The sequence below is a fragment of the Streptomyces sp. NPDC111507 genome (assembly GCF_055638955.1).
On record NZ_JBVKBU010000021.1, the window covers coordinates 17,273 to 44,209 of the forward strand.

Annotated in this window: 27 protein-coding genes and 1 tRNA gene; 12 read left to right on the plus strand and 16 right to left on the minus strand. The window is 71.2% G+C overall.

Features of this window, described 5'->3' with window-relative positions; translation table 11 throughout:
* Window positions 1-2 precede the first annotated feature (2 nt).
* From ACZ7M2_RS45795 to ACZ7M2_RS45805, 3 genes are all read right to left on the minus strand, one after another.
* A complete protein-coding gene (locus ACZ7M2_RS45795; protein WP_471600334.1) occupies window positions 3-914 on the minus strand; it encodes an intradiol ring-cleavage dioxygenase in 912 nt (303 codons plus the stop codon).
* 16 nt (window positions 915-930) lie between these two features.
* Window positions 931-2,163, minus strand: coding sequence for a type III PLP-dependent enzyme domain-containing protein (locus ACZ7M2_RS45800; RefSeq protein WP_471600335.1), 1,233 nt, complete (start codon window positions 2,161-2,163; stop codon window positions 931-933).
* A 393-nt stretch (window positions 2,164-2,556) separates the two neighbouring features.
* The gene (locus tag ACZ7M2_RS45805) at window positions 2,557-2,904 is read right to left on the minus strand and encodes an SH3 domain-containing protein (protein WP_352051199.1); all 348 of its coding nucleotides are present in this window, start codon (window positions 2,902-2,904) and stop codon (window positions 2,557-2,559) included.
* 239 nt (window positions 2,905-3,143) lie between these two features.
* Between ACZ7M2_RS45805 and ACZ7M2_RS45810 the strand changes: the two genes are divergently transcribed.
* Window positions 3,144-3,836 carry a class I SAM-dependent methyltransferase gene (locus ACZ7M2_RS45810; RefSeq protein WP_471600336.1) on the plus strand — a complete coding sequence of 231 codons (693 nt, stop codon included), beginning with the start codon at window positions 3,144-3,146 and terminating at the stop codon, window positions 3,834-3,836.
* A 79-nt stretch (window positions 3,837-3,915) separates the two neighbouring features.
* Here ACZ7M2_RS45810 and ACZ7M2_RS45815 read toward each other — a convergent pair.
* Window positions 3,916-3,989, minus strand: a tRNA-Pro gene (locus ACZ7M2_RS45815).
* Window positions 3,990-4,089: 100 nt separating this feature from the next.
* On the opposite strand from ACZ7M2_RS45815, the gene ACZ7M2_RS45820 reads away from it, so the two are divergent.
* Together ACZ7M2_RS45820 and cobF are read left to right on the plus strand one after the other, a co-directional pair.
* Window positions 4,090-4,617, plus strand: coding sequence for a DUF309 domain-containing protein (locus ACZ7M2_RS45820; RefSeq protein ID WP_471600337.1), 528 nt, complete (start codon window positions 4,090-4,092; stop codon window positions 4,615-4,617).
* Between the two features lie 89 nt (window positions 4,618-4,706).
* Window positions 4,707-5,477 (plus strand): precorrin-6A synthase (deacetylating), encoded by a 771-nt coding sequence (cobF, locus tag ACZ7M2_RS45825; protein WP_352051196.1) that lies wholly within the window; start codon window positions 4,707-4,709, stop codon window positions 5,475-5,477.
* Between the two features lie 79 nt (window positions 5,478-5,556).
* Here cobF and ACZ7M2_RS45830 read toward each other — a convergent pair whose 3' ends face one another.
* Together ACZ7M2_RS45830 and ACZ7M2_RS45835 are read right to left on the minus strand one after the other, a co-directional pair.
* A complete protein-coding gene (locus tag ACZ7M2_RS45830) occupies window positions 5,557-6,303 on the minus strand; it encodes a cobalt-precorrin-6A reductase (RefSeq protein WP_471600338.1) in 747 nt (248 codons plus the stop codon).
* Window positions 6,304-6,324: 21 nt separating this feature from the next.
* Window positions 6,325-7,098 (minus strand): sulfite exporter TauE/SafE family protein, encoded by a 774-nt coding sequence (locus tag ACZ7M2_RS45835; protein ID WP_352051194.1) that lies wholly within the window; start codon window positions 7,096-7,098, stop codon window positions 6,325-6,327.
* A gap of 174 nt (window positions 7,099-7,272) precedes the next feature.
* Between ACZ7M2_RS45835 and ACZ7M2_RS45840 the strand changes: the two genes are divergently transcribed.
* From ACZ7M2_RS45840 to ACZ7M2_RS45875, 8 genes are all read left to right on the plus strand, one after another.
* Window positions 7,273-8,094, plus strand: a complete 822-nt coding sequence (locus ACZ7M2_RS45840) for an SAM-dependent methyltransferase (RefSeq protein WP_471600339.1) — start codon at window positions 7,273-7,275, stop codon at window positions 8,092-8,094.
* A gap of 238 nt (window positions 8,095-8,332) precedes the next feature.
* Window positions 8,333-9,064, plus strand: coding sequence for a hypothetical protein (locus tag ACZ7M2_RS45845; protein ID WP_471600340.1), 732 nt, complete (start codon window positions 8,333-8,335; stop codon window positions 9,062-9,064).
* Between the two features lie 108 nt (window positions 9,065-9,172).
* Window positions 9,173-10,306 (plus strand): acyl-CoA dehydrogenase, encoded by a 1,134-nt coding sequence (locus tag ACZ7M2_RS45850; protein WP_471600341.1) that lies wholly within the window; start codon window positions 9,173-9,175, stop codon window positions 10,304-10,306.
* A 207-nt stretch (window positions 10,307-10,513) separates the two neighbouring features.
* Window positions 10,514-11,668 carry an SDR family oxidoreductase gene (locus ACZ7M2_RS45855; RefSeq protein ID WP_471600342.1) on the plus strand — a complete coding sequence of 385 codons (1,155 nt, stop codon included), beginning with the start codon at window positions 10,514-10,516 and terminating at the stop codon, window positions 11,666-11,668.
* An 89-nt stretch (window positions 11,669-11,757) separates the two neighbouring features.
* Entirely contained in the window at window positions 11,758-13,032 is a 1,275-nt protein-coding gene (locus ACZ7M2_RS45860) for an aspartate aminotransferase family protein (protein ID WP_471600420.1), read from the plus strand.
* Window positions 13,033-13,082: 50 nt separating this feature from the next.
* The gene (locus tag ACZ7M2_RS45865) at window positions 13,083-13,565 is read left to right on the plus strand and encodes a type II toxin-antitoxin system RatA family toxin (protein WP_471600343.1); all 483 of its coding nucleotides are present in this window, start codon (window positions 13,083-13,085) and stop codon (window positions 13,563-13,565) included.
* The gene (locus tag ACZ7M2_RS45870) at window positions 13,558-14,133 is read left to right on the plus strand and encodes a flavin reductase family protein (protein ID WP_471600344.1); all 576 of its coding nucleotides are present in this window, start codon (window positions 13,558-13,560) and stop codon (window positions 14,131-14,133) included. The genes ACZ7M2_RS45865 and ACZ7M2_RS45870 overlap by 8 nt, the downstream gene beginning before the upstream one ends.
* Window positions 14,134-14,237: 104 nt before the next feature.
* Entirely contained in the window at window positions 14,238-15,107 is an 870-nt protein-coding gene (locus tag ACZ7M2_RS45875) for an esterase/lipase family protein (protein ID WP_471600345.1), read from the plus strand.
* 106 nt (window positions 15,108-15,213) lie between these two features.
* Here the strand turns inward: ACZ7M2_RS45875 and ACZ7M2_RS45880 are convergent, their stop codons facing one another.
* The 9 genes from ACZ7M2_RS45880 to ACZ7M2_RS45920 form a co-directional block, all read right to left on the minus strand.
* Window positions 15,214-15,786 carry a hypothetical protein gene (locus tag ACZ7M2_RS45880; protein WP_471600346.1) on the minus strand — a complete coding sequence of 191 codons (573 nt, stop codon included), beginning with the start codon at window positions 15,784-15,786 and terminating at the stop codon, window positions 15,214-15,216.
* A 49-nt stretch (window positions 15,787-15,835) separates the two neighbouring features.
* Window positions 15,836-16,888, minus strand: a complete 1,053-nt coding sequence (locus ACZ7M2_RS45885) for a fatty acid desaturase family protein (protein WP_471600347.1) — start codon at window positions 16,886-16,888, stop codon at window positions 15,836-15,838.
* A gap of 63 nt (window positions 16,889-16,951) precedes the next feature.
* The gene (locus ACZ7M2_RS45890) at window positions 16,952-17,911 is read right to left on the minus strand and encodes a ferritin family protein (protein WP_471600348.1); all 960 of its coding nucleotides are present in this window, start codon (window positions 17,909-17,911) and stop codon (window positions 16,952-16,954) included.
* Between the two features lie 45 nt (window positions 17,912-17,956).
* The gene (locus tag ACZ7M2_RS45895; protein WP_471600349.1) at window positions 17,957-18,973 is read right to left on the minus strand and encodes a phosphatidylglycerol lysyltransferase domain-containing protein; all 1,017 of its coding nucleotides are present in this window, start codon (window positions 18,971-18,973) and stop codon (window positions 17,957-17,959) included.
* Entirely contained in the window at window positions 18,970-19,437 is a 468-nt protein-coding gene (locus ACZ7M2_RS45900) for a hypothetical protein (protein ID WP_217567608.1), read from the minus strand. The genes ACZ7M2_RS45895 and ACZ7M2_RS45900 overlap by 4 nt, the downstream gene beginning before the upstream one ends.
* Window positions 19,438-19,439: 2 nt before the next feature.
* Window positions 19,440-20,336, minus strand: coding sequence for an SAM-dependent methyltransferase (locus ACZ7M2_RS45905; protein ID WP_471600350.1), 897 nt, complete (start codon window positions 20,334-20,336; stop codon window positions 19,440-19,442).
* A gap of 80 nt (window positions 20,337-20,416) precedes the next feature.
* Window positions 20,417-21,988: an ABC1 kinase family protein gene (locus ACZ7M2_RS45910; RefSeq protein ID WP_471600351.1), complete on the minus strand. Its 1,572-nt coding sequence runs from the start codon at window positions 21,986-21,988 to the stop codon at window positions 20,417-20,419.
* Window positions 21,989-22,121: 133 nt separating this feature from the next.
* A complete protein-coding gene (locus ACZ7M2_RS45915; protein ID WP_352051181.1) occupies window positions 22,122-22,736 on the minus strand; it encodes a hypothetical protein in 615 nt (204 codons plus the stop codon).
* A gap of 101 nt (window positions 22,737-22,837) precedes the next feature.
* Window positions 22,838-23,338 carry an RNA polymerase sigma factor gene (locus ACZ7M2_RS45920; protein ID WP_403703477.1) on the minus strand — a complete coding sequence of 167 codons (501 nt, stop codon included), beginning with the start codon at window positions 23,336-23,338 and terminating at the stop codon, window positions 22,838-22,840.
* A 711-nt stretch (window positions 23,339-24,049) separates the two neighbouring features.
* On the opposite strand from ACZ7M2_RS45920, the gene ACZ7M2_RS45925 reads away from it, so the two are divergent.
* On the plus strand, window positions 24,050-24,316 hold the full coding sequence (locus tag ACZ7M2_RS45925) for a metal-sensitive transcriptional regulator (RefSeq protein ID WP_095857593.1): 267 nt from the start codon (window positions 24,050-24,052) through the stop codon (window positions 24,314-24,316).
* Window positions 24,317-24,472: 156 nt separating this feature from the next.
* Here ACZ7M2_RS45925 and ACZ7M2_RS45930 read toward each other — a convergent pair whose 3' ends face one another.
* The gene (locus ACZ7M2_RS45930; RefSeq protein WP_471600352.1) at window positions 24,473-26,866 is read right to left on the minus strand and encodes a M4 family metallopeptidase; all 2,394 of its coding nucleotides are present in this window, start codon (window positions 26,864-26,866) and stop codon (window positions 24,473-24,475) included.
* Window positions 26,867-26,937 lie beyond the last annotated feature (71 nt).

Below are 26,937 nucleotides of genomic sequence, written 5' to 3' on the forward strand. Positions count from 1 at the left end.
GCTCATTCCGGTTCCAGTACGAGGTCGAAGCGGGCGTGGCGGAAGGGGTTCGGGACGCCGAACTCCCGCGCCAGGGACGGGTCGTCGGTCTCTGTGAAGTCCTGGACCAGGCTCTTCTTGACGGCGAACACCGCGTCGGAGTCCAGGTAGTCGCTGCCCTCGACGAAGATGTGTGTGGTGACCGGGGCGTGGCCCTCGGCCGAGGCGATGAAGTGGATGTGGGCCGGGCGGTAGGGGTGCCGGGCCGTGGCGCGCAGCAGTTCGCCGACCGGGCCGTCGGTGGGGATCGGGTACGGGCTCGGTACGCAGGTGCGGAACCAGAAGCGGCCTTCGGCGTCGGCGGTGAACAGTCCCCGCCCGTTGCCGGCCGGCTGGACGTCCGGCTGCTGTACGTCGTAGTAGCCCTCGGAGTCGGCCTGCCACACGTCGAGCACCGCGCCCGGCAGCGGGGTGCCGCCCTTGCCCAGTACCCGGCCGCTGACCACGCACGGCTCGCCCCTGCCCACCAGGTCGATGTTCGCGCCGAGTGCGCGGATCGGCGATCTGGTCAGGTGGAACGGGCCGAGGACCGTCGACTCGGTGGCACTCGGGCCGCGGTGGCCGCCCAGCGTCTCCACGAGCATGGACACGCCGAGCACGTCCGACAGCAGGATGAACTCCTGGCGGGTGTCGGTGCACTGTTGCCCGGTCGCGGTGAGGAATCCGATCGCGCGTTCCCATTCCGCCATCGTCGGCTCCGTCTCGCGCACGAAGTCGTGCAGATGACGGGTGAGCGCGCCGAGCAGTTCACGCAGCCGCGGATCGGCCGTGCTCCGCAGGCTGTCGACGACGGCGTCGGTGATGCCGTGCGTGAAGTCGGTCGTGGCCTCTGCCGTGGCATCGGCGGTCGTCGGACGGTTCGGTTCGTCTGTCATGCCGCTCCTCGTGGTGCTATCGGGACTGGTCGCCGTCGGTGCCCGGGTCCACGAAGTGGAAGCCGGGCTCAGGAAACCTGGCGAACGCCCGGTGGGGCACGGACGAGGTGTAGGCACCCGCGAGGGAGAACACCACACGGTCGCCGGCCCGCAGCCCCGGCGCCCGGACGTCCCGGACCAGGACGTCCCTGGAGGTGCTCAACTGGCCGGTGAGCGTGACCCGTTCACGGCGTACCACGGGCCGCGGCCAGGAGTAGGGCCACACGTCCACCTCGAGTACGGACCAGGGCTGGTCGGGCCACGGCTGGTCGGGCCTCCTGGACGCCGACGTGCGCAGGTTCACCCCGCCACCGCGGACGACGGCGAAGTCCTCGCTCGCGCCGTGCTCGACGTCCAGCACCTCGCTCGCGTACCAGCCGCAGTACGCGGTCAGCGCGCGACCGGGCTCGATACTCAGCGTCAGTTCCGGGTGCGCGGCGACGAGTCGGGCGAGTCCCTCGCCGTACGACTGCCAGTCGAAACGACGCTCGGGGTGCTCGTAGTCCACCGCCATGCCGCCCCCGACGTTCACCTCGCTGAGGCGCAGGCCGTGACGCGCGGCGAGTTCCACCGTCCAGGCGACGACACTCTCGGCCACCGCGAGGTGTTCGGGGGCGTGCAGGCCGGTGGCCAAGTGGGCGTAGACGCCGCGCAGTTCGAGGTTCGGGTAACTGCCGCCGGTGAGTAGGCCGACGATCGTGTCCGCCTGTGCCGGGGCGAGGCCGGAGGTCCTGCGGCCACGGCCGCCGTCGGCGAGCAGATGGTCGGCCACCGGGAGGTCGAAGCGCGGCAGGACCGCCACCCGGCCGTCCGGAGCGTGCCGCTGGGCCAGTCCGGCCAGCATGTACAGCTCGTACTCGCTCTCCACGAGGAAGCGGGTCACGCCCCGCTCCAGCGCGTCCAGGAGCTCCGTCGGGGTCTTGTCCTGGCCGCCGAAGGCCAGTGGGTGGTCCGGCGCCGCCCGGGCGACCTGGTCCAGTTCGCCGGCGACGGAGACCTTGTAGCCGTCGACGTACGGGGCGAGTGCGGTCAGGATCTCCGGCTCCCGGTTGGCCTGGGTCGCGTAGTACAGCTCGACGCACTCGGGCAGCGCGGCCCGCACCGACGCGGCGTGTGCGCGCAGTGCCGCCAAGTCGTACACATAAGCGGGAAGTTCCGTGGGCGGCAGGGTCAGGATGCGGTCGCGCACCGCGAGTGAGGGTGTGTTCATGGGGCACTCCGGGTCGTGTGGCGCAGGATACCGTCGGCACGCGACGAAGGCGGCGGACGGGGCCCGGAGTGACGGCCCGGCGGACGGAGACGGTCGGGGACATGACACGTGCCACGGCGGCCGCCCGAACCGACGGGGCCGAGCGTCCGGTTCGGCGCGGTGGCCGGGAACCGGGAGACCGGCGGCGCCGTGCTCCCGCACGCCGACGCCTCCGCTCGCAGGGTCCGCGCCCTGTGGCATCCCACCATCATGCTGATCCGCGACTCCATACCCGAGGCCCCACACGATCTCTACCCGGTGGGAGATCCTTCGGCACCTCGAGCGGTCGGCGGTGACCGGAACACGACGCGGTGCCCGACCCCGGGTCGGGGTCGGGCACCGCGTGTGGGTCGGTCAGCAGGTGGCGGAGGCCGGAAGCCCGCCGTACTGGTCACCCTTGAGGTAGACGGCGCTCACATAGCCTTCGGCCAGTCGCACCCAGACGTCGTTGACGTAGCCGTTGTCGCGGATGGTCTCGCCGTGGGTCCAGCAGGAGGCGCCGCGCGGCTGCCCGGCGGTGACGTGCCCGGTGATGCCGGTGGTGGTCGAGGGCCCGGAGCGGACGTTGACGTTCACATACGGCGTGACGGCGTACGGCAGTCCCGCCGCCGCGGCCTGCGCCCCGGCCGCGCCGGTCAGCAGCAGTCCGGTGGCCAGCGCGCCGACCCCCGCCGTGGCGAACGCCTTGGTCCTCATCCTCATGGTCATACGGTCCTTCCCCGTGGTGGAGTCCGGGCGTGTTCCCGGGCCGGACCGTGCGGCCCACCCCGTCACGCCCTGGCCCACCCTGCCGGGTCGACGCCCGGCGGCGGAACTTCTTTCGACGACGCTCGAAACGTCCGGCCACGACGGGCTGGAACGCGCCGGTGGCCCGGAGTCCGAAGCCGACGCATCCGTCCGCGCGGCCCCACGGCGCGTCCGACCTGTCGCACAATGGGGCGATGATCGACGGTACTTCGCCGACAACAGCCCCATCGCCACCCGAGTTGGTCGAGGACGACGAGCTGACCGGCCACGCCGTGGTGGCCAACAGCACCATGAACCGCGCACGCGTCCTGGCAGGCGTCAACAGCTACGCCCGCGAACTCGGCTTCTCCCCCGCCGAGTTCCTGAACGACCACGGACCCGCCCCGTCCTGGCTGGACCTGTGCAGCGGAGAGGGACTCGCCCTCCGCGAGGCGGCGCGGCGACTCCCCCAGGCCGTCATCACGGGCGTGGACCTGGTCGGCCCACTGCTGCGGACGGCACTGCCCGACGGCCTCGAACTCGTGACCGCGGACCTCGGCCGGTGGTCGCCGGGCCGCCGCTACGACCTCATCACCTGTGTCCACGGACTGCACTACATCGGCGACCGGCTCGCCCTGCTGGAGCGGGCCGCCTCCTGGCTCACCGGCACCGGTCTGCTGGTCGCCCATCTCGATCCCTCGACGCTGCGGCGCCCGGACGGCAGCGACGCGTCCCGCCGGGTCCTGGCGGCACTGCGGGCCGCCGGCTTCCAGTACTCGGCCCGCCACCACCGTCTCAGCCTGCGGGGCGGCCGCCCCGTCACGCTGCCCTTCGCCTACCTCGGCGCCGACCCGCACGCCGGCCCGAACTACACCGGCCAGCCGGCCGTCGCCTCGTACTACCGCTGAGCCCCGGGTCGGCCCCCGGAAACGAGGAAGAGGCCGTATCGATATGTCCGATACAGCCTCTGACCCGCGACTTCAAAAGTCGGGACGACAGGATTTGAACCTGCGACCCCTTGACCCCCAGTCAAGTGCGCTACCAAGCTGCGCCACGTCCCGGTGCGTTCACCCACGGTGTTCCGCGTGATCGTGCGAACAGAACTTTACCCCACGTCGGGGGCTGCTCCGAAGGGGGCGCGGGGCGCGCGACAATCGGGGCATGAACGCAACATCCGGAGGTCGGCGGGACGACGGGCGGGATCGGGACACGACGGGGCGGGCGCGGAACGCCCGGCCACGGGACGGACTGGGACGGCCGCTGCCGTACGGCGCCGACGGCGTGGAGCGGCAGCCGGAGGGCGTCGTCCGCAGCCCCGAGGAGACGGTCACCGAGGCGCAGGCGCTGTTGGACGCGGGGAAGCCGTTCCACGCGCACGAGGTCTTCGAGGACGCCTGGAAGTCGGGCCCCGAGGGTGAGCGCACGCTCTGGCGAGGGCTGGCGCAGCTCGCGGTGGGGCTCACCCACGCGGCCCGTGGGAACACGACGGGAGGTGCCCGGCTGCTGCGGCGCGGGGCCGGGGCGGTCGAGGAGTGGGCGACGGGCGCGGCAGGCCGGGCCCGTCCGCATGAGCTGGACCTCACCGAACTCGCCTCCTGGGCACGCGAGCTGGCGACGGTCGTGGAGCGCGAGGGCACCGCGGTCAGCGCGGTGGCCTGGGCACCACGGCTGCGGGGGCGCCGGGACTGACGGGGGCGGCGGCGCCGATCGGCGTGCGGTGCGCGGCGTCACCCGGGTGCGGTGCGTCCGCTGTCAGTGGCGTGCGGCAGACTCGGGGTGTGCGAAAGATTCATGTCATCGGCATCGGCGCGGGCGACCCCGACCAGCTCACCTTGCAGGCGGTCAAGGCGCTGAGGAGCACGGACGTGTTCTTCATCCTGGACAAGGGCGAGGTGAAGTCGGACCTCGTCCAGCTGCGCCGTGACATCCTCGACGCGCACATACCGGAGGGGTCCTACCGCCTGGTCGAGGCGCGTGACCCGGACCGCGACCGGGCCGCCGGGGGCGCCGCCTACTCCCCCGCCGTCGGGGACTGGCGCAGTGCCCGCGCCGACATCTACCAGCGGCTGATCACGCAGGAGCTGGGCGAGGACGAGAGCGGCGCGTTCCTGGTCTGGGGGGATCCCGCGCTGTACGACAGCACCCTCGGGATCCTGGAGGAGATCCTGGAGCGGGGCGCGGTGGCGTTCACGTACGAGGTCGTGCCCGGCATCAGCAGCGTCTCCGCGCTGGTCGCCCGTCATCGGACCGGGCTGAACCGGGTGGCACGTCCCGTCCAGATCACCACCGGGCGGCGGCTCGCGGAGGGCTTCCCCGAGGGTGTGGACGACGTGGTCGTGATGCTCGACGCCCATCAGACCTTCCGGCAGTACGCCGACGAGGACATCGACATCTACTGGGGCGCCTACATCGGTACGCCCGACGAGATCCTGGCCTCCGGTCCGATCGCCGAGACGGCCCCGCGCATCGAGCGGCTGCGGGCCGAGGCACGGGATCGCAAGGGCTGGATCATGGACACGTATCTGCTGCGCAGACATCCGCGCGGCTAGCGGCACCGGTCAGGCGGGCCGCCCCACCGACCGGACCCGGGAAGTGGCGTCCGGCGAGGCGAGCTGACCGGTCCCTCCGTCATCGAGGGCCGAGATCCAGCAGGGCCAGGGCCGACGGCACGTCCGGCGCGGTGGTCACGTCCGCCGGGAGCGGGGGGCGGCGTACGACGACCACGGGGAGGGCGAGGTCGCGTGCGGCGGTCAGTTTGGCGGCTGTCGCCTCTCCTCCACTGTCCTTGGTCACCAGCACGTCGACCCGGTGTGCGCGCAGCAGGGCCAGCTCGTCGTCCGGTGTGAAGGGGCCCCGGGTGAGCAGCACTTCCATGTCCTGGGGCATCGGCGGCTCGGGGGGCTCCACCGTACGGACGAGGAAGTGGAGCGCGGAGAGGTGGGCGAAGGCCGCAAGGCCCAGGCGGCCCGTGGTGAGAAAGACACGGCGGCCCAGGGACGGGAGGAGCGCGGCGGCTTCGGCGAGGGAGCCGACCCAGTGCCAGCGGTCGTCGGGGCCGGGCGTCCAGCCGGGGCGGCGCAGCACCACGGCCGGGATTCCCGTGGCCGCGGCGGCGCGCGCCGCGTTCGCCGTGATGGCGGCGGCGAAGGGGTGGGTGGCGTCGACCACGGCGTCCACCCGGTGCTCGCGCAGCCACCGCGCCAGCCCGTCCGCCCCGCCGAAGCCCCCGACGCGGACGTCCCCGTCAAGTGCCCCCGGCCGGGAGACGCGTCCCGCCAGGGAGGTCGTCACGCGGACACCGGGTCGCGCCGCCAGTTCGGCGGCGAGTCGGCGTGCCTCGGTGGTGCCGCCGAGGACCAGGACGTGGGGGGACATGGCGTCGAGCCTACGAGGTGGTCAGCGCAGCAGGAGCTGCACCCCGCCCACCACCGTAGCCGCGATGACCAGCCGCTCGAACAGGATCTGGTTGATGCGGTGCACGGCCCACTTCCCGAGGAACGCCCCCGGTACGACGAAGATCGCGAGTGCCGCGTCCAGGAGCAGCGAATGCCAGTCGATGAGCCCCAGGCCCACGCTGAAGGGCACCTTGGAGACGTTCACGATCAGGAAGAAGAAGGCCGAGGTGCCCAGGAAGCCGAGTTTGCGGAAGCCGGCCGACAGGAGGTACATCGACATCACCGGGCCGCCCGCGTTGGCGACCATCGTGGTGAAGCCGCCGAGGACGCCGTACGAACGGGCCTTGACCCGGCCGGCCCGGGTCGAGACCGAGTCGGGTTCCTCGTTCTGGGCGGCGGCCCGGCGGCGCCACATCGTCACCGCCGCCATCAGCAGCAGGATCGCGCCGATGGAGGTCCGTACCATCCCGTCGTCGGCCCACACCAGGAACAGCGTGCCGAACACGACGCCCGCGGCGACCGCCGGGAACAGCCGCCACAGCGTGGGCCAGTGGGCGTGCCGCCGGTAGGTGAGCACGGCGAGCACGTCCCCGACGATGAGGAGCGGCAGGAGCACGCCGGTCGAGGCGCGGGCGGGCAGCACGGCGGCGAAGATCGCCAGGCTGACCGTGTTGGCGCCGCTCACGGCGGTCTTCGAGAAGCCGACGAGCAGGGCCGCGGCGGCGAGCGCGGCGAACTCCCAGATGGATATGTGCCAGAGCGTCATCGTGTTCATGCGGGAACCGATGCTAGGCGCACGCATGTCCCGGCGTAAGGAGCGTCTCGCCAGGTGACCCCTGCGGCGGCGGCTGGACCCGTGGGCCGGGGCCTCGGAGAATGCCTCCGCCCGGTCCAACTCCCGTGGCAGACTGCTCGAACATCAACGCGAGCGTGAGCAGAGGAGTGCCGCATGACCGCGACCGGGCCTTCCGCCCAGAGGATCGACACCAGCAGGCCGCACCCGGCACGGATGTACGACTGGTTCCTCGGCGGCAAGGACAACTACCCGGTCGACGAGGAGCTCGGGCGGCGGATCATGTCCACGGACCCGAGCGCCCCCCGCTCGGCCCGCAGCAACCGCTGGTTCATGCAGCGCGCCACCCGCTGGCTGGTCCGGGAGACCGGCATCCGTCAGTTCCTCGACATCGGCACCGGCATCCCCACGGAGCCGAACCTCCACCAGATCGCCCAGGCAGCCGTCCCGGACGCGCGGGTCGTCTACGTGGACAACGACCCGATCGTCCTCGCCCACGCCGAGGCCCTGCTGCGCGGCACCCCCGAGGGTGTGACGGAGTACATCCAGGCCGACGCGCGGGAACCGGGGAAGATACTCGAACAGGCCGCCAAGGTCCTCGACTTCGACCGGCCCGTCGCGCTGTCGCTGATCGCGCTGATGCACTTCATCGCCGAGGAGGACGGCGCATACGACCTGGTGGACACCCTGGTCGACGCGCTGGCGCCGGGCAGCTGTCTGGTCCTGTCCGCGCTGACCGGTGACTACGACCCCGTGACGGTCGCGACCGGGATCGCGGCGTACGCGGCGGGCGGCGTGACCCTCGTGGCCCGCTCGCACACCGAGGTCGGCCGCTTCTTCCGGGGACTCGACCTCGTCGACCCCGGGGTGGTGTCGGTGTCGAAGTGGCATCCCGAGCTCGCGCTGGACGAGGACGAGATGGGCGAGGCGCCCGTCCCGCTGTACGGCGCGGTGGGTTTCAAGCCCCCCCGTTCCTGAGGCACTCGGCCCTCGCGCCCAGGTCCCGGCCTGCCGCACGGGCGCGCCGACCCGCCCCACGCCCCGCGAGTGCTCCTTCGCGACCGCACCGGGAAGTCCCCCTCAGCCCTGCGCCCTGGTGAACGCCGGTTCGAGGAGGAGCACGCATCCCGGTGGACCGCCGATGACCTTGAGCTTGTACCGTGCGGGCGGTGGCGACCGGGGAAGCGGGAGGCGGGCTGTGGGAGCGGATCACCGTGTGGGGGATGTCCTGTTGGTCTCGTGCCCGTACACCGACGCACGGGTCAGCCGTCTCACCCGACGGGAAGTGGTCGTCGAGTGGCCGTGGTGGGAGGTGGACCCGGAGTGCGACTGGATCGAGTGGAACGGCCAGGTGGCCCTGGCCGGCGATCCGGCCTCGTACGACTGGGACTTGGAGCTGTTCCGCACCGAGCCGCCGCCCCGGCACCTCGAGGTCGGCGCGGTGTGCAAGGTCGGCATCCCTCCCACGGTGGTGCATGTGATGAGCGTCGAACGGATGGATCCACCGCTGGAGACAGGACGTCTTCCTCGCCTGGGGACACAGGTGATGGTGCTGCGCACGGGGCAGTCGCACGATCCCGACCTGGAGTGGCAGGGCTACGGGATCGCCCCCGACGACGGGATCCCGATCGCCCTCGACCTGCTGCTGCGCCCGTACGCCTGCCTCGTGGCGGGTGACGAGGTCGCAGACGCCGTGGGGCGTGCCTGGCGGTTCGACGCGCCGTGGGACTGGCATCCGTTCGACGGCCAGGAGCCCTCCGAACCCGCCTGGCCGCTCAGTCTTCTGACCCGCGAGGGCCGCCCCGACGGCGCGGCGGCGGCCGTCGTGGCGCGGGCGACGCGCAGCGGTTCGCACGAGCAGGAGCTCGCCCGCTGGGTGGAACTGACCCAGGCCAGACCCACCCGGCTCGTCGTCGTACGGGACTCGGCCCGGCAGCCGAACCGCTGACCGTCGAGCGTTCCAACATCCTTTTTGCCCCGAGGGGTTCCGCCGGTTCGCGCGTAAACAGAAACGACGCTGCCGGCGACACCTGAGGATCAAGGAGCAGGGGACGACATGAGATTCCTGGAGCGTGAGCGCGCGGCCCTCGCCAAACTGCTGCCCGGCCTCGACGAGAGTCTGAGGGCCCTACCGCTGATGACACTGGAGGGGCCGAAGAGCCCCGGCATCGGGTTGTTCCGGGAGGCGGGCGGGCCGGGCCTGCTGGCCCCGACCGCCTTGCAGGGCCGGGGTGCCACCGCGTTGGAGACCCTGCGGGTGCAGCGTGCGCTGGGCAGTCGTTCGCCCTCGCTCGCGGTGGCGACGACGATGCACCACTTCTCGATGGCCACGCTGGTCGGGCTGAGCGACTCCGGCGAGGGGCTGGAGTGGATGCTCGTGCAGGGCGTCGCGTCCGAGAACCGGCTGATGGCGTCCGGCTTCGCCGAGGGTCGCAGCGGCACCGGCATCCTGTCGCCCTCCATGTCCGCCACGGTGACGCCCGAAGGCGTGCGGATCACCGGCGTGAAACGGCCGTGCAGCCTCGCCCGTTCCATGGATCTGCTCACCGCCAGCGTGATGGTGCCGTGCGAGGAGGGTGAGGGAGAGGAACTGGCCGTGGCGCTGGTTCCCGCAGAGAGCGAGGGGCTGAGCGTCAGCGGCTTCTGGTCGAGCACCTTCCTGGCGGGCGCGGAGAGCGACCAGGTGACGTTGGACAACGTACTGGTCCCGAAGGAACTCCTGGTGCGCACGGCCTCGCCGGCCGGGGCCCGCCTCGACGAGGTGCAGACCGCCGGCCTGGTCTGGTTCGAGCTGCTGATGACCGGCAGCTACCTCGGCGCCGCGAGCGCCCTCGTCGAGCGGGTGCTGCTCAACGACCGGGTGCCCGACGCCGAACGGGTCCGGTTGCTGGTGGAGATCGAGGGCGCGACGGCGGCGGTCGAGGGCCTCGCCCGCCGGGTGGACGAGGGCGCGCCCGACGAGTCCGCGCTCGCCGACTCGCTCTACGCGCGCTACACCGTGCAGGACGCCCTGGCCCGGATCGTGCCCCGGTCCGTCGAACTGCTCGGCGGGCTCAACTTCATGACCTCGGACGAGGTCGGATACCTCGCCGCCTGCGCCAACGGCCTCGCCCTGCATCCGCCGTCGCGCTCACGGATGACCGGCCCGCTGTCCGCGTACCTCGCCGACAAGCCGCTGACCATCGCCTGACCCCGGCCCCGCCAAGAGCGCCCCGAAGGGGGCGCGAGGAACGGCGCGACCAGCCACAGACAACCCGCAGTCGCCGCCGAACAACAAGAACCGAGCTCATAGGCGCCCCGCGCGCGCAAAACCCCAGCACCCGAACATGCACCTGCCCGGACACCCGCCCGTCCGTCCGGCAGGACCTACGCTCACTCGACCGAGGGGATCACCGCCATGCCTCCGTCCCGACCCCGGCCCAGCGCTCCGACCAGCCCGCAACCGTCCGCGAAACGCCCCACGATTCTACTCACCGGCGGCGCCGGGGTACTCGGCAGAGCCCTGATCGAGGAGTTGTCGCCGGATTTCGGAATCGTCTGCCTTCGCCATCGCACGCCGGTGAACGACCACCGGGTCCGTGAGGTCCGCGCCGATCTGCTGGAACCCGGACTCGGTCTGTCCCGGGCCGACTTCACCCGGCTCGTCGTCGAAGTGGACCTGGTGGTGCACTCCGCCGCCGCCACCAACTGGAAGGCGGAGCCGGACCAGATCCGGCGGGCCAACCTCGGCGGCACGATCGCGATGCTCGGCCTCGCGGCCCGTGCCGAGGCTCCGTTCTTCCACATGAGCACCGCCTTCGTCGCCAACCCGCTGGCGCCGGAGGAGCAGGAGCGCTTCCCGGGTGCCGCCGCGTACCTCGCCTCCAAGACGGCGGCCGAACAGGTCGTGCGTGACGCCCCGGTGCCGGGCGTGATCATGCGCCCGTCGGTGGTGATGGGTGACTCCGTCACCGGCCGGATCGCCGGGATGCAGGGGCTGACGCGGGCACTGGGCGCCATCGTGAAGGGGCAGGTGCCGGTGCTGCCGGGGGCGCCGGACGCACGGATCGACATGGTTCCCCAGGACATCGTCGCGCGCGCGGTGGGTGACCTGGTGAGGGCCGGTGTCACGGGCGGCGAGTACTGGCTGACGGCCGGCGCCGAGGCGCTGCTCCAGCGTGAAGTGGTGGACACCTGCCTGGAGTTCGCCGATCAGTGGGGACCGCGACCGCATCCGCCCCGGCTCATCCCGCTGGAGTCGGTGCACCGGCTGCTGCTGCCGCTGATCGAGGGCCCCACGTTCCCTGAGTCGCTGCGCCGCCGCTTCCAGACGTACGCGGAACTGCTGCTGGTCTTCCAGCGGGCCCTCCCCTTCGAATCGTCCCTCGGGTCGCCGCACTGCGGCACGGCCCTTTCGAAGGACGACCTCCGGCGGGCGCTCGTCCGCAACCTGGCCGCCTGGTCCACCGGGCGCGGCGGTATGCGCAGCCGCCTGCGTACGGGGCCCGCGCAGGACACGGCGCCGAGGTCCCAGCCCTCGCAGGCCACCCACGCCCAGGAACTGGCCTCATGACCGCGGCCCCTGCCCCCGCCCCCGTCGAGACGCCGGCCACCGGAGCCGTCAGACCAGCCACCGGAACCGTGACACCGGCCACCGGATCCATGACACCGGCCGCCGACCCCGCCACGGACCGTGCGCACATCGCCCGGCTCTACCGCGAGCACCTCTCCTCCGGCCGCTCCGTCCTCGGCACGGTCCTCGGCGGCATGCTGGAGACGGCGTCCGACGGCGCGTGGGTGTTCACCGAGGACGGCCGCCGCTACCTCGACTTCGGCGGTTACGGGGTCTTCATCCTCGGTCACCGACACCCCCACGTGACCGCGGCCGTGCACCGCCAGGTGGACACCCATCCGCTGGCCGGGCGGGTCTTCCTGGAGCCCGTCGCGGCCCTCGCCGCCGAGGCACTGGCCGCACGGACCCCACCGGGCCTCGACCACGTCCACTTCGTGAACTCCGGCGCGGAGGCCACCGAGGCCGGTCTGAAACTGGCCCGGGCACACGGCCACACCGCCCTCGTCTCCACCGTCGGCGGTTACCACGGCAAGACCCTGGGCGCGCTGACCGCCACCGCCAACCCGAAGTACCAGCAGCCCTTCCAGCCGCTGCTGCCGGACAGCACGGCGATCCCCTACGGGGACACGGCCGCGCTGGAAGCCACGCTCGCCGGGCTCGGCCGCCGGGCCTGCGTGATCGTCGAGCCGGTGCAGGGCGAGGGCGGCGTACGCATTCCACCGCCGGGCCATCTGGCGGAGGTGAGCCGGCTGTGCCGGACCTACGGGGCCTTCCTGATCGTCGACGAGATCCAGACGGGACTGGGCCGGCTGGGTTCGTGGTGGGGCATGGACGCCGACGCCGAGCACGGCCCGCCCCCACAGCCCGATGTACTGCTCGTCGGCAAGGGACTCAGCGGCGGTGTCGTGCCCGTCGCGGCGATGGTCGCGACCGCGGCGGCCTACGGGCCGTTCTCCCGCGACCCCTATCTGCACACCTCCACCTTCGCGGCCTCCCCGATCGCCTGCGCCGCCGCACTCGCCGCGGTCGAGGCCCTGGACCGGGAGGGCGTCGTCCCGCGTGCCAAGGCGCTGGGCGAGCGGCTGCTCGCGGGCGTCCGGTCCGCCTGTGCCCCGTACACCGGCGGCCTGGTGCGCGAGGTCCGCGGGCGGGGGCTGCTGATCGGCCTGGAGTTCACCGAGGAGCAGGCCGTGGGTGAACTGATCCTCGAGCTGGTCGGGCGCGGCGTCCTCGTGAACCACTCCCTCAACGCCACCCGCGTGCTGCGGCTGACACCGCCCGCGATCGTCGGCGAGGAGGAGGTACGGCTGTTCCTCACCGCCCTGACCGAGGCGCTGCGCGTCGTCGCGACCCACATCGGCTGACCCGTCCGCTACCGCCGACCCGTCCCTACCGTGGAAAGGCAACACCTCCCATGCGTCACGTGACCGTACGGCTGACCGCCCACGACGTCGACCCCGAGACCGCCTACCAGCGGATCCGTGATTTCCGCCGGTATCCCGAAGTCACCGAGACCGTCCGCGAGGTCGTGGTCCATCCACCCCATGACGACGGCACGGTGGTGTCGGACTGGACCGTGCGCTTCAGGAACGGTCTGATGCGCTGGTCGGAACGGGACGCGTTCTTCCCGAAGACGCGGACCATCGGTTTCACCCAGCTCACGGGCGACTTCGAGCTGTTCGAGGGCACCTGGCGGTGCACGTCAGGCGAGGACGGTACGGCGGTGACCTTCGACGCCGTCTTCGACCTGGGGATCCCCACACTGGCGGAGCTCCTCGACCCGGTCGCCGACTCGACGCTGCGCAGCAATATCGAGCGCATCCTGCGCGGGCTGCTCGGCAGGGTCACGCCCGTCCCGGCCCAACTCGCCGACAGTGTCGCCCCCGCGCATGGCTGACCTCACCCTCGTGCCCCGGCGGTCCCGTCCCGACGGCCTGTCCGCCGCGGGCTGGGACACCCTGCGGGAGGAGCCAGGCCCCGACACGGTCCGCTGTCTCGGCCTGTACGCCAAGCTGACGGCCGGCGTCACGGTCGTCACGGCGCTGGACGCGACGGGCCTGCCGACCGGGATGACGGTCTCCGCGCTCACGTCCCTGTCGGCGCGCCCGCCGCTGGTCCTCGCGTGCCTGCGCGGCACCTCCCGCACCCTGACCGCCCTGGGGCAACAAGGTGCCTTCGCCGTAAGTCTCTTGACGGATCATCAGCGATCGGTCGCGGAACTCTTCGCCGACTCTTCCGTGCCGCCCGCCAGGCGGTTCGAGGGCAGCCCGGTGCGTCAGGTGCTCGGCCTGCCGGTGCTCGCCGACGCGCTCGCGTGGTCGGTGTGCCTGGTCGAGGACGTACGACCGTACGGGGATCACCACGCCGTCGTCGGACGGGTGATGGCGGTGGAGGTGAACGGCGGACGGCCGCTGCTCTGGCACGACCGGGCGTTCCACGCACTGCCCGCGGCGACCACCGACTGAGCCCACCAGAAGTCAGGACGGAGGCCCGGCCGGGGTTCGCCCCGGCCGGGCCTCCGTCGTATCCACGACCACTCCGTACACACAACCGAGGCCAAGGAGGCCCCATGTCCCTGCCCCGCATTCCCGGCGTGAACTCCGAGAGCGCCGCGACCGAACTGCTCAGGACACCCGAGCGGCTGGCCGGCAACGCCCAGTCCACCGCGCACCGGCTGGTCGCCGGACTCGACGGCGACCCCGAGACGGACGACTGGGGTCTGCCCCCGACGCCGGAGCGTCCTCACCCGGTGGTCCTCGTGCACGGCACGCTCGGCGACCGGGAGTCCGTCTGGCGGAAGCTGGCGCCCGCTCTCAGGACGGCCGGGCACCGCATCTTCCGCCTCAACTACGGGGAACTGCGCACGCTCCCCCGCCTGTACGGTCTCGGCGACATGCGGAAGTCCTCCCAGGAACTCGCGGACTTCGTGGACCGGGTGCTGGTGGACACCAAGGCGTCGAAGGTGGACCTCGTGGGCCACTCGCAGGGCGGGATGCTCCCGCACTACTACCTCAAGTACCTCGGCGGGTCCGGGAAGGTGCGCCGTGTCGTCGGGATCGCGCCCAGCAACCACGGGGTCGAGGTGGCGGGCCTGACGAAGCTGGTCCGCCAGGTCCCGGGCGTACAGGCGGTCGTGGAGGACAAGGTGTTGTTCCGGATCAGCCCGGCCTTCACCCAGCTCCTGCACGACTCGGAGTTCGTGGGTGAGCTGGTGGCTCCGGGCGACACGGTGGACGGGGTCGACTACACCGTCATCTGGTCGACCCGGGACGAGCTGGTCCAGCCTCCCGAGGCCCAGCAGCTGAAGCCCGCCCGGCCGGAACACCCGGTCACCAACACCTGCCTTCAGCTCCTCGCCCCGCAGAACCGGACCACCCACCTGGCCATGCCGTACGACCCGATCGTGGTGCGGGAGACGCTCAAGGCGCTGGCCGACTGAGTTCCGTACGGCGACGAAGCGCCCGTACGCCGACGCGGAGCACGAAAGGAAGGGGGTGGTGGGGGGCCGGTCGGCCCGCACCACCCCCCTCCTTCGCGTGGTCGGCTCAGAACGCCGTGCAGCGGCCCTTCTCACCGGGCCAGAAGCAGACCTGGCCGATGACGTCGAAGCCCGCGACCCCGTCCGGGGTGATCTTGTCGAACCGGGGGGTGGGGATCTGCAGCCCGTTGATCCCGTCGCCGGCGAGCGGGCCGCTCGTCACGGTGCGCTCCGGCACGGGGCTGCCCTGCTTGAGATCTCCCTTGAAGTAGAGGCTGCCGACCTCACCCGTGTTCCAGGTGCCCACGCCGTTGCCCTCCACCGAGAAGGTCGGCGGGAGCACACCGAATCTTCCGGTGCCGTCGACACCGAAGACGATGTCGGTCAGCTCCGGCGCCGCTCCGCTGGGCGAGCGGCAGTCGAGGTAACCGATGTGCCCGGTCACCTCGGCCTCCTTGACCCGCACACTGAGCGGCGGGCTGAAGTTCACCTCGGCGTCGAGGCGGCACACGAGGTCGGGGACCGGTGCGGCCCGCACCGCGGCCGGTTCGGCCTGGGCGGCGGGCGCGGCCAGGGCCGTGCCCGCGAGGAGGGCGGCGGCCAGCACCGGCCTCCTGCCGAGGCGGGACAGCGGAGACATCTTCGCTTTCGCCCTTACTGAGAACGTCACTGTGTCCGGTTCCTTTCCTTCAGGCCGTGGCCGTGGTGCCACGGAGAACTTCGCTCGCGGAGCCGAGATGCTCGGCGAGGTCGCGGTACGACTCCAGGACGCCCGTCTCTACGTACGGGATCTCCCGCTCGACGCAGAACTGCTTGACGAGCGGATAGGCGCGGCGCAGCGCCGCCCTGGGCATGCCGGGGAAGAGGTGATGCTCGATCTGGTAGTTGAGGCCGCCGTAGAAGAAGTCGCCGATGTAGCCGGTGGGCAGGGTGCGCGAGGTGAGGACCTGACGCTCCAGCCAGCTCCACTCCTTGCCCACGCGGGTGGGCAGGCCCTTGTGGTTGACGGCGAAGGCGAGGCCGAGCAGATAGCCGAGGAGGACCTGGTGGACGGCGAGGAAGAGCAGGACGGACGGCCAGGGCAGGAGCACGAACAGCGCGCCGAAGAACAGCACCACGTGCAGCACCATCAGGCCGCCCTCCAGGAGGGGCTTGCGCAGTGCCCGGCGGCGCAGGGCGATGACGCCGGCGATTCGCAGCACCAGGGCTTCGAGGCCCAGCAGCGGGAAGAACAGATAGCGCTGGTTGGCGGCGAGGAAGCGGGCGAATCCCTTGCGGTCCTGGGCCTGTTCGGGCGCGAAGATGGCCACGCGCCGCAGGATGTCGGGGTCGAGCTCCAGGTGGTTGGGGTGGTTGTGGTGCCGGTTGTGGTGCTGCACCCACCAGCCGAAGCAGACCCCGAGCATCAGATTGCCGTGGACCAGGCCGAGGGCCTGGATGAACCTGCGGGACCGGGTGATCTGGCGGTGTCCCGCGTCGTGCACGAGGAAGGCGAGCTGCTCGTGCCAGACGGCGAGCCAGACCGCGGCCAGGACCACCTTCCACCAGGTGCCGCCGGAGAAGACCAGCGCGGCCCACCCGAGAGCGTTCATCAGCCAGACCACCGCGATCCCGGTCACGTACTGGCCCGTGCGGGGCCGCATGAGCCCGGCGGCCTGGACGCGCCGGGTCAGTTCGCGGAAGTCCTCGTCCTGCGCGGCCGGTTCATACGGTGAGGAGTTGACTGCCGGGCTGTCGGTCATCGGTGTGCCACCGACCCTTCCGTTGTGGGACGCCCGCGACGCGGGCGGGTGTGCGCGGACTGTTCACGGGGTCAGGCCCATGTCGGTGAGGCGCGCTTCCTGGGTGACGCGTGACCATTCCGCGGCGGCGAGCATCCGTTCCTCGGCGGTGGTGTCGACCAGTCGGCGGCCCGGCCACAGCTCGTAGTCGCCGGCGAGGTCGCGGTGCTGGTCCAGTCCCTGCTGGTAGAGCTGTTCGCGGCGGAAGGTCATCTGCTGCACCGGGAGTTCGGACCACAACCGCATCCCGCGCGCGACGAGTTCGCCGATCCGCTCCAGGTCCTCGGGGTGTTGCCGGACATGGCGGCGGACGATCGTGGTACCCACGGACAGATGCCGGATCTCGTCGATGCCCGCGGCGCGTTCGATCTCGGCGGCGGGCGCGTCGAAGGGCCGCCATTTGCGCTCGCTCAGCTCGGCCGTGGGCGCGAGGACCCCCTCCACCAGGACGGTGAGGGTGATCACGCCACCGATGTAGTCGCGTTCCTTCTCCATGACGGCGAGCCCGAACTCCTCCAGGGGATTCAGGACGGCGTCCCGGTCGACCCCGGCGAGCGACTCCATGGTCGCTTCCAACTCGCCCTGTGGTACGCCTAGTTCGAGCAGATGACCGCGGAAGGCGTAGGCGTGACGGGCCTCGTCCATCAGCTGGGAGGTGTAGAAATCCATCCCGGCGAGGTCGGGGGCGTACGCGACGAGGAAGGAGATGGCGCGGGCCGCCTTCTCCTCCGCCATCGAGCGGAAGGCGAGCTCCTGCATGACGGCCTGGCGCAGCGGCCCGTCCACCATCATGTGGTCCGGCACCGGCACGTCCGGGGAACGGCCCAGGGGATCGCCCCCGAGGGTGCCTTCCGGTACGGCCCGGAACCAGTAGCCGAGGTCGCAGCCCTCCGGTGTCAGTTCGGTGCGCAGCGCGCCTTCCAGAAGACCCGGGGCGCGGTGGCGATCGGCCTCCACCGGGAACTTCTCGACGGATGTGGTCATTTCAGCCTTTCTGAGTCATGAGGACGGCCGGGACCCTGGAGCGGGTCAGACCGACTTGGTGAGGCGCATCAGCTGCCAGACGGCGCCGGGGCTCACCCGACCCTGGAAGGCCAGGTACTCCGGTTCGATCAGCTGTGGGCGCCATTTGAGCTTGAAGGACTCCTGGGCGGCCGCCGGATAGACGGCGCGTCCCTTGGCGGCCAGCACCTCCACGCAGCGGTGCAGGAAGGCGCTGGTCGGGCCGGGCGCGGCCGTGTCCGGGGCGAGCTGGACGAACGGGGTGAAGCCGAGGTGCAGCCAGCCGCAGCCCTCGTCCTGGAACCGGCGCAGGGCGGTGGCGAACAGTAGCTCCACCGTGCCGGGCGGTGCGTCCGGGAGCCGCCGTGTGAGGTCGTACAGCCAGCCGGCGTGTTCACCGAAGACCGGTGAGTACGACACGTAGCCGACCGTCCGTCCCTCGTGGACGGCGGTGAACAGGCGCCGGTGCGGTGCGCCGGGGCCGCCGCGTTCGCCGATCAGGAACTCGAGTTCCTTGACGTGCCGGCCCTTGGCGCGCAGCCAGGCGGCGTCCACGGCGTCGAGGGCCGCGGTGACCTTCGCGCCGTCCCGTTCCTCGGTGGGCACCTCGGCGACCGAAACCCCTTCTCTGCGGGCCCGGTTGACCATGTTGCGCACCTTGACCATGCGCTGTCCGGCGAGGCTGTACCCGTCGAGCGCGATGCTGAAGGAGGCGCCGAACTGGTTGACGACGAAGCCGTGTCCGGCGTGCAGTTCGGCCTGCGGGCGGGAGAGTTGGACGGCGGCGACCCGGCGTCGCTCACCGCCGGCCCGTGCGAGCAGCGCGGTCAGCAGGCTCGGCCGGTCCTCCACCGCGCATACGGGCCCGCCCAGTTGGAACAGGTGTCGGCGGCCGGCCTCCCGGTACGGGACGAAGCCGTCGACACCGTCCGTGTGGAATCGGCGGTTCCCGCTGTTCATCGCGAGGAAGGCGCTGCTGTGGCTGCCGTACCGGCGCAGCATCTCGTACGCCTCCGTGTCGGCCGGCGCCTGTGCGGCGCTCACCGCACCGCCGCCTCGTGCCAGGGGACGGTGGCGAAGTCCCGCAGCGGGCCCTGGACGGCCGGGTGCGGAACCGGCTCGAAGGACACGGTGAACGACTTGGCGAAGTTGCCGAACAGCGCCCGGTCCCCGAAGAGATGGATGGGCAGGACCAGCAGCGCCCACTCCCAGCCGTACGCCAGGACCCAGGCACCGAGGACCGCGCCCTGCACGCTCAGGCTGTGCATGGTGTTGTAGAGCACGTAGTAGACGCGGGAGACCTGCTGGTCGGGACTGCGGTGGTAGGCGAGCGCGCCCGGCAGATAGCCGATGACGTCGACGTAGACGAACAGGACGACGGCGACCCACCAGCGCACCTCGGCCAGGTGTGCGAGGAAGAATCCCGCGGCCACCAGGAGCCCGAGCAGGTATTCGAGGCGCAGCAGCCGGTAGGTGGTGGGGGTCTGGCAGAGATTGTGGCCGTCCACGGTCACCGCCCGCCGACCGGGCTCGTCCCGCAGTCCGGAGTCGTCGCGGTGACCAGGATCATGCTGTCCTTCTCGACCCCCGAGAACGCGGCCAGATGCGGGGCGAACCGCTCGACGGCGTAGGGCAGGGCCAGCAGGTCCGCGACGCGCGCCTGCCAGCCGTAGCCGCCCCACCAGCGCTCCGCGTCGGCGAGGTGCCACACCCACGGTGTCCCCGAGCCTGACAGGGCCTCCAGCCAGGGCTTCACGAAGGGCGAGTCGGCGGTGTCGGCGTTGAGGCACTCGGCGCCGAGGCTGCTGCCCGGTGCGGAGAGCGCGCTCACCGTGCCGATCAGACGTTCCACCGCCTCCGGTGCCAGGTAGAAGAGCAGCCCCTCGCACAGCCAGGCGGTGGGCCGGCCGGGGTCGAACCCGGCGGCGAGCAGGGCGCCGCGCCAGTCGCCCAGCAGGTCGGCGGCGACCGTGGTGCGTCGGGCGGTGTCCGGCGTACGTCCGTCGACGACCCGTGTCTTGAAGGTGTGTACGGCCGGCAGGTCGACCTCGAAGACATGGGTTCCGGCGGGCCAGTCGAGCCGGAAGGCACGGGTGTCGAGCCCGGCTCCCAGCAGGACGACCTGCGCGCGTCCCTCCCGGGTCGTGGCGAGCAGGTGGTCGTCGAAGAAGCGGGTGCGGACGGCCAGCCAGTCGGGCAGCACCTTCTGCAGGACGCCGGCTCCCGGCGGGGCGCCGGCCGCCCCGGCGGCGTTCAGGAACTCGCCCGCGAGCCGGTCGTCGAAGAGGGCGTCCGCCCGCGCGGATTCATGGGCCCGCATGCGGACGGTCCACAGGGCCGTCTCCGAGACCCCGTCCAGGGCGCCGGGAGCCGCTTCGCGCTGAGCGTCGTGTTGCTGCATGGGCATGGGTGATTCCTTTGTGCGTGCCGTTGACTTGGGCGGTGGATGGGGCGGGTCGCTGAGGGTGGATCGGATGGCGGAGTTGGTCAGCGGGGCGTGCGGCGGCGGTCGAGGAACAGGGCCGCGGCGCCCAGCGCCATGAGCCCGCGCGAGGGTGACCAGGGCCGCTGCCCGCCCATGGACGAGGGCGTGTGCGGCTCGTGGAGCTGGAGCGCGAACTGGCGGTTGGCCGCGTCGGAGAGCAGCCCGCGCCACTGTTCGGGGGCGGACGCGGCGGCCGAGAGGAGGTCCATCGTGTTGCGGGCGACCTGGTCCACGGAGAAGTACTCGCGGATCAGGGCCAGGATGATCCCGCGCGCCTCCGCCTTGAAGACCTCCGCGAGGGCGATGTCCGGCGCGAGACAGCGCACCGAACCCTCCAGGTTCGCGAAGGACTTGCCGAGCAGGGAGATGGCGGGCGCCGAGCCGATGCCCCGCCGGGTCGCCTTCTCCAGGACGGTGGTCAGGGACACCCCGAAGTTGATGTCCTCCAGGGAGGCGGTGGCGACCTTGGGGACCAGCGCGGCCATGTCGGCGGCGAACGCGGGCAGGTTGGACCAGGCGGTGACCCGGCCCATGTCGGCCCACGCGTGGGCGAGACCGTGGCCGTCGTTCTGCGCGATGGCCATGAGCAGGGGCAGCAGCTGGAGGCTGGTGCGCCGGTCGAGGCGGCCGACCATGCCCCAGTCGATGAGGGTGGCCGGGCCGCCGGGCAGCGCGAAGACGTTGCCCGCGTGCGGGTCGGCGTGGAACATCCGGTCGACGAAGTACCCGCGGTACATGAAGCGCAGCAGGTCCTTGCCGATGTCCGTGCGCTCCCGGTCGCTGAACGAGCGGCGGTCGAGATGGCGTACGGAGGTGCCGGGTGCCAGTGACTGGATCAGCACCTTGGGGGTGGCGTGGACGACCCGGGGCACGGACAGCGACGGGTAGCGGCGGATGTTTTTGCGGGCCTCGTCCATGTTGCGGGCCTCGCCGGTGAAGTCCAGCTCGGGTTCCATCGCGTCGAAGATGGAGCCGAGCATCGCCTCGACGTCGATGACCTCGTTGAAGCGGGGTGCGGTACGGGCGACGATCCGGGACGCCTTGCGCATCAGGGCCATGTCCGCGCGGACGGTGTCCCGGATCCCGGGCCGCTGGATCTTCACCACGGCGGGCCGGCCCCCGGGCAGGGTCACCCGGTAGACCTGGGCCAGTGAGGCCGCCCCGAGCGGGCGGACCGTCTCGATGTCGTCGAAGCGGCGCTTCCAGTCCAGTCCCAGCTCCTCCTGGAGCACGGGCTCGAAGAGGGCGAAGGGCTGGACGTCGACCTGGTCGTGGAGGTTCTGCAGTTCGCCGATCATGGAGGCGGGCACCATGTCGGGCCGGGTGGAGAGGATCTGGCCGAGCTTCACATAGAACGGGCCGAGGCTCTCCAGGGCGTGCCGCACCGCCTTCGCACGGCGTGCCCCGTCCACGGAGGTGGTCCCGTCCCCGGCGGAGGTCTCGCCTTCCGCCGGGGAGTTCGGGTTCTGCCGGGACCGCCGGCGCTCCCGCGTCACCTGGCCGACCTCGTCGGCGACGAGGCTTCCCAGCACCTTCACAACCAGCCGGAGCCGACTGCCGAGCATGGCACCCATGTGTCACAACCTCCTGTGCCTGACGAGTTCTGTCGGTCATCCGTGCGATCGCCCACGCACGTGGGTCATGCGGCGCGATCACTCACCCGAGGTGAGGCGGTACGCGCCCGGTGAGCCCCGGATCAGCGGCGGATCAGCCGCTCTTCCTCGCCGCCGGTGCCCGCCCGGCGCCCGCCATGGCGCCGGCCACCCCCTGGACGCCCTCCAGCACGTTCACCAGGGAGGAGACGAGCTCGGAGAGCTGGGCGATCTGCCGGGGCAGCGCGGCCAGGCCCTCCGCCATGTCGGCCGCGCCCGAGGCGGCCGAGGCCGCCCCGCCGGCGACCTGTCCGAGTGCGCCCAGCGGATTGGCACCGCCGAGGGCGCCGAGCGGGTTCGCTCCGCCGCCCGTCAGGGCCGCGAGTGGATTGGGCGCCCCACCGCCCAGTGCGGCGAGCGGGTTGGGGGCCGCGCCCGCGAGAGCGGCGAGCGGGTTGGCGGCGCCGAGGCCGGCCGCGGCGTTGGCCGCGTTGGCGAGTGCGGCCACGGGGTTGGCCACGCCGCCGAGGGCGGACAGCGCGCTGACCGTCCGCAGCACATCGCCGGGGAGCCCGTTCAGCGCCTGATACGGATTCCCCGGGGTGAGCCAGTCCATGGAATGCGAATCATCGCCTTTCCGGTCGAGGATTTCATCGAATGCCTTCTTGGTGCTGTCGGCGATATCGCCGATGAAATCCTTGATGGTGTCCTGGGTGTTATTCTTGCTCACGGTCACTACCCTTTCCATCTCATCCGCACTCCCGGAATTCGGGAGCCGTTTTCGTCCCCGCTCCCGGCTTTCGCCGGACGCGGGAGGAAGGCGGAAATCCGTTATGCCGCGGCGCCGTCGAGGGCCCTGGCGCAGACCAGCCTCAGCCGAGCCCGCCCCCGGGTGAACGCGCCTTCGGCCGCCTTGACCGAGATCTGGTGCATGCGGGCGAATTCCAGCGTGGAGATCCCATGGGCGCGGGCGAGGACCACCTGTCGCTCCCGGCCCCGCAGCAGGTGCACCTGGCCGAGCAGCCAGCGTCCGAAGTCCTGGTCGCACACACCTTCGTCCGGCAGCTCGGGTCCGCCCACGTCCGCCGCGCGGCGCAACAGACGCCGTCTCCGCTCCAGTTCGCGGTAGTGGTCCACACAAAGACGCAGGGCGACCGAGGTCAGAAAGGGACCGATCCGGTCCTGGTCGAGATTGCCGTGGGCCGCCGCTCTGAGCATCGCTTCCTGAACGCAGTCCTCCGCGTCCTGGGCATTCGGCAGCCGGCGGCGGACCAGCCTCATGAGTCGCTCCCGGTGACTGGCGATCACATCCCAGGAGAACTCACGCCGCACCTCTTCCTGGGATTCGCGGCTCGCTCGATCAATCCCTCGGTCGACGATTCCGCCCTCATCTAAGTGGTCTAGCAATTCCCTGTGATTCATGGCCCCGAGCTTGATTCCCTGGTGCGAATCGGAATATTCGCACGGCCTATCCCCACCCGTCGCGAAGGTTCTTTTCCGAGTCAACACACCAACAAACCAGAGGGAATACGGACCACTCATCCGCATGGAAAACGGAGGACTGCGTTCCGGCGCACCCCATACCGTGCTACACATTTCATGCATGCAGTTGCGGCACCTCACGTCTGCGGAAACGTCACGCCATGAGCGGGGCCGCATCAAAAGGGGGCCGAAATCACATCCGCCTCAGCGGCGCGGGGGTCGATCGGGCCAAATTCCTCGACCGCGGACGGGCACCCGAGGGCCGGCCTCGGACCACGGTGAGGGCCCGGGAACGGGCCGGGCCGCCGCGAGGGGCCACCGCCACCCCGAAAGTCGTCGCGGCCGCCTGGCTCGTTCTCGCCGCCGGGCTCGGCTCTCTCACCCCCTCGGCGACCTCTCCCCAGCGGCCGCCCGGGCGAGCCGACCGGTTGACGGTCCCGGGATAAAGAAGGTCATCGGACCGGCCGGGCCGGCTGGTGAAGGTGATCGGACGGCCGCCCCATTGATACCCCAGGGGGTAAACTGAACAGCACCACTCCGAGGAGGACCCACCCCATGGCCATGTCCGTCGACGAGGAAGCCAGTACCGCGATCCTCAACCGCCTGCGCCGCGCCCAGGGGCAGCTCGCCGGCGTCATCGCCATGATCGAGGCCGGCCGCGACTGCAAGGACGTGGTCACCCAACTCGCCGCCGTCTCCCGCGCCCTCGACCGCGCCGGATTCAAGATTGTCGCCAGTGGGATGCGCCAGTGCATGGCCGCGGCCGACGACGAGACGCCCCCGATGTCCGAGGCCGAACTCGAGAAGCTCTTCCTCGCTCTCGCCTGATCCGGCGCGGGAACGACGACTTCACGGGAACGACGGAGATCACGGGAACGACGACACACCGAACGACGACACACCGACGCGACGTGGGCCACCCTGGCGGGTGACCCACGTCGCGGCTGTTGCCGGGGAGGCGTCAGACGGTGCCGACCGGATCGATCAGCTAGTCGTGACGGCGGTGTCGTCGACGACGAAGCTGGTCTGGAGCGAGGAGTCCTCGACCCCGCTGAACTTCAGGGCGACGGTGGTACCGGCGAACGAGGACAGGTCGAAGGTCTTCTGTGTGTACCCCGTGGCCTTGTTGAGGTTGGAGTACGTCGCCAGCGTGGTGGTGCCCGCGGTGACCGTCAGCTTGTCGTACGCGGTGCTCGTGGTCGTCTCCGCGCTGTCGATGTGCAGGTAGAAGGTGAAACTGGCCTTGCAGCCGGACGGGATCGTCACCGACTGGGAGAGCGTGTCGGTGTGCGTCGAGCCGTAGCCGTCCAGCCACGCCTTGTACGAACCGGCGTGCGCCGCCTGGCTGCTGGAGTTGGTGATGACGCCGCTGGTCGCGGTCCAGGTGGTGTTGCCCGACTCGAAGCCCGGGTTGCCGAGCAACTGGGTCGAGGTGCAGGTGCCGCCGCCGGAGGAGCTGACGGTCCAGGTGAAGGACGCCGTTCCGGTGGCTCCGGTGCTGTCCGTGACGGTGACCGTGGTGCTGTACGTTCCGGCGGTGGTCGGTGTCCCGGTGATCGCTCCTGTGGAGCTGTTGATCGACAGGCCGGTGGGCAGCCCGGTCGCGGCGTAGCTCAGCGAGCCGGTGTTGGTGCTGCTGGCCGAGACCTGCAGGCTCACCGCGGTGCCGACGGTGGAGGCCTGGCTGCCCGGGTTGGTGACGGTCACCCCGCTCGACGGCGGCGTGACATGGCTGCCGACGTTGATGCCCGCGAAGGCGTTCGCCACCCCCGCGTACTGGGTGGAGCTGGCGCCGTAGAGGGCGGTGGCCGCGTTCAGGGCGGCGGTGCGGGCGCCCGCGTAGTTGGTGCTGGACGTCATGTACGACGTCAGCGCCTTGTACCAGATCTGCAGGGCCGCGGCCCGGCCGATGCCCGCGACGGCGACTCCGTCGGAGGTCGTGCTGTTGTACGTGACGCCGTTGATGACCTTGGTGCCGCTGCCCTCGGAGAGCAGGTAGAACATGTGGTTCGCCGGGCCCGAGGAGTAGTGGACGTCCAGGTTGCCGACGCCGGAGTACCAACTGTCCGCGGAGCCGCCGTCCTTGCTCGGCTTGTCCATGTAACGCAGCGGCGTGCCGTCGCCGTTGATGTCGATCTTCTCGCCGATGAGGTAGTCGCCGACGTCACTGGAGTTGTTGGCGTAGAACTCCACGCCGGTGCCGAAGATGTCGGAGGTCGCCTCGTTGAGGCCGCCGGACTCACCGCTGTAGTCCAGGCCCGCCGTGTTGGAGGTGACACCGTGGCTCATCTCGTGCCCGGCCACGTCGAGCGAGGTGAGCGCGTGGGTGCCGCCCGAGCCGTCGCCGTAGGTCATGCAGAAGCAGCTGTCGTCCCAGAAGGCGTTGACGTACGCCGAGCTGTAGTGGACGCGCGAGTAGGCCGCGACCCCGTCGTTCTTGATGCCGCTGCGGCCGAAGGTGTTCTTGTAGAAGTCCCAGGTCTCCTGGGCGCCGTAGGCGGCGTCCGCGCCGGCGGTCTGGGTGTTCGAGCCGGCTCCGGTGCCCCACGTGTCGTCGGAGTCGGTCATCAGCGTGCCCGTGCCCGACGTGCCGTTGTTGAGGCTGTACGTCTTGTGGCCGCCGCGCGTGGTGTCGTACAGCTGGTACGTCGATCCGGACAGCGTGGTGTTCAGCGTGACCGTGCCGCTGTACTGGGTGTTGCCCGTGCCGGTCTTGATGCCCTGGTAGCGGTAGAGCTCCTGGCCGGTGGTGGCGTCGGTGACGACGTGCAGCTGGCTCGGGGTGCCGTCGTCCTGGAGACCGCCGATCACGGTCTCCCAGGCAAGCTTCGGGGTGCCGCTGCCGGCCCAGATCACCTTGCGGGCACTGTCGGTGGTGGGCTTCTCGGCGGCCAGGGACTTGGCGGCCTTCAGCGCCTTGCTCGCGGCGGCGGACTTGGTGAAGGTCGCGGTGGTGGAGGCGACCTTGATGATCCGCTTGTTGTTGAAGGTGCTGCTCACCGTGCCGGCGGCGAGGGAGGCCGGCGGGGTGTGGACGATCACGTCGCCGCCCAGCACCGGCAGGCCGGCGTAGGTGCGCTCGTAGCGGGTGTGGAGCGTGCCGTCCTGGTCCTTGACGACGTCCTTGACGACCAGCTTCTCCTTGGCCCCGAGGCCCAGGGTGCCGGCGGTCGCCGTGGTCTTCTGTGCCGCGCTCTTCAGCAGTGCCGAGTGCTGGGCAGGGGTGAGCTTGGCCTCCAGGCCTCCGGTGCGCAGCGGACTGGGGTGGGGGGCGGCAGGCTTGGCGGCCGCGGGGACCGTCTGTATGCCGACGGCCAGGAACGCGGCGGTGGCCGCCAGCGCTCCGGCCGCGACCGCCTGACGGGGGATTCGTCTCACTCGTACTCCTACTGCTGCGGCCGCGCGTCGACGGCCGGTGACAGACCCGGGCAGACGGGATGTGCTGACCG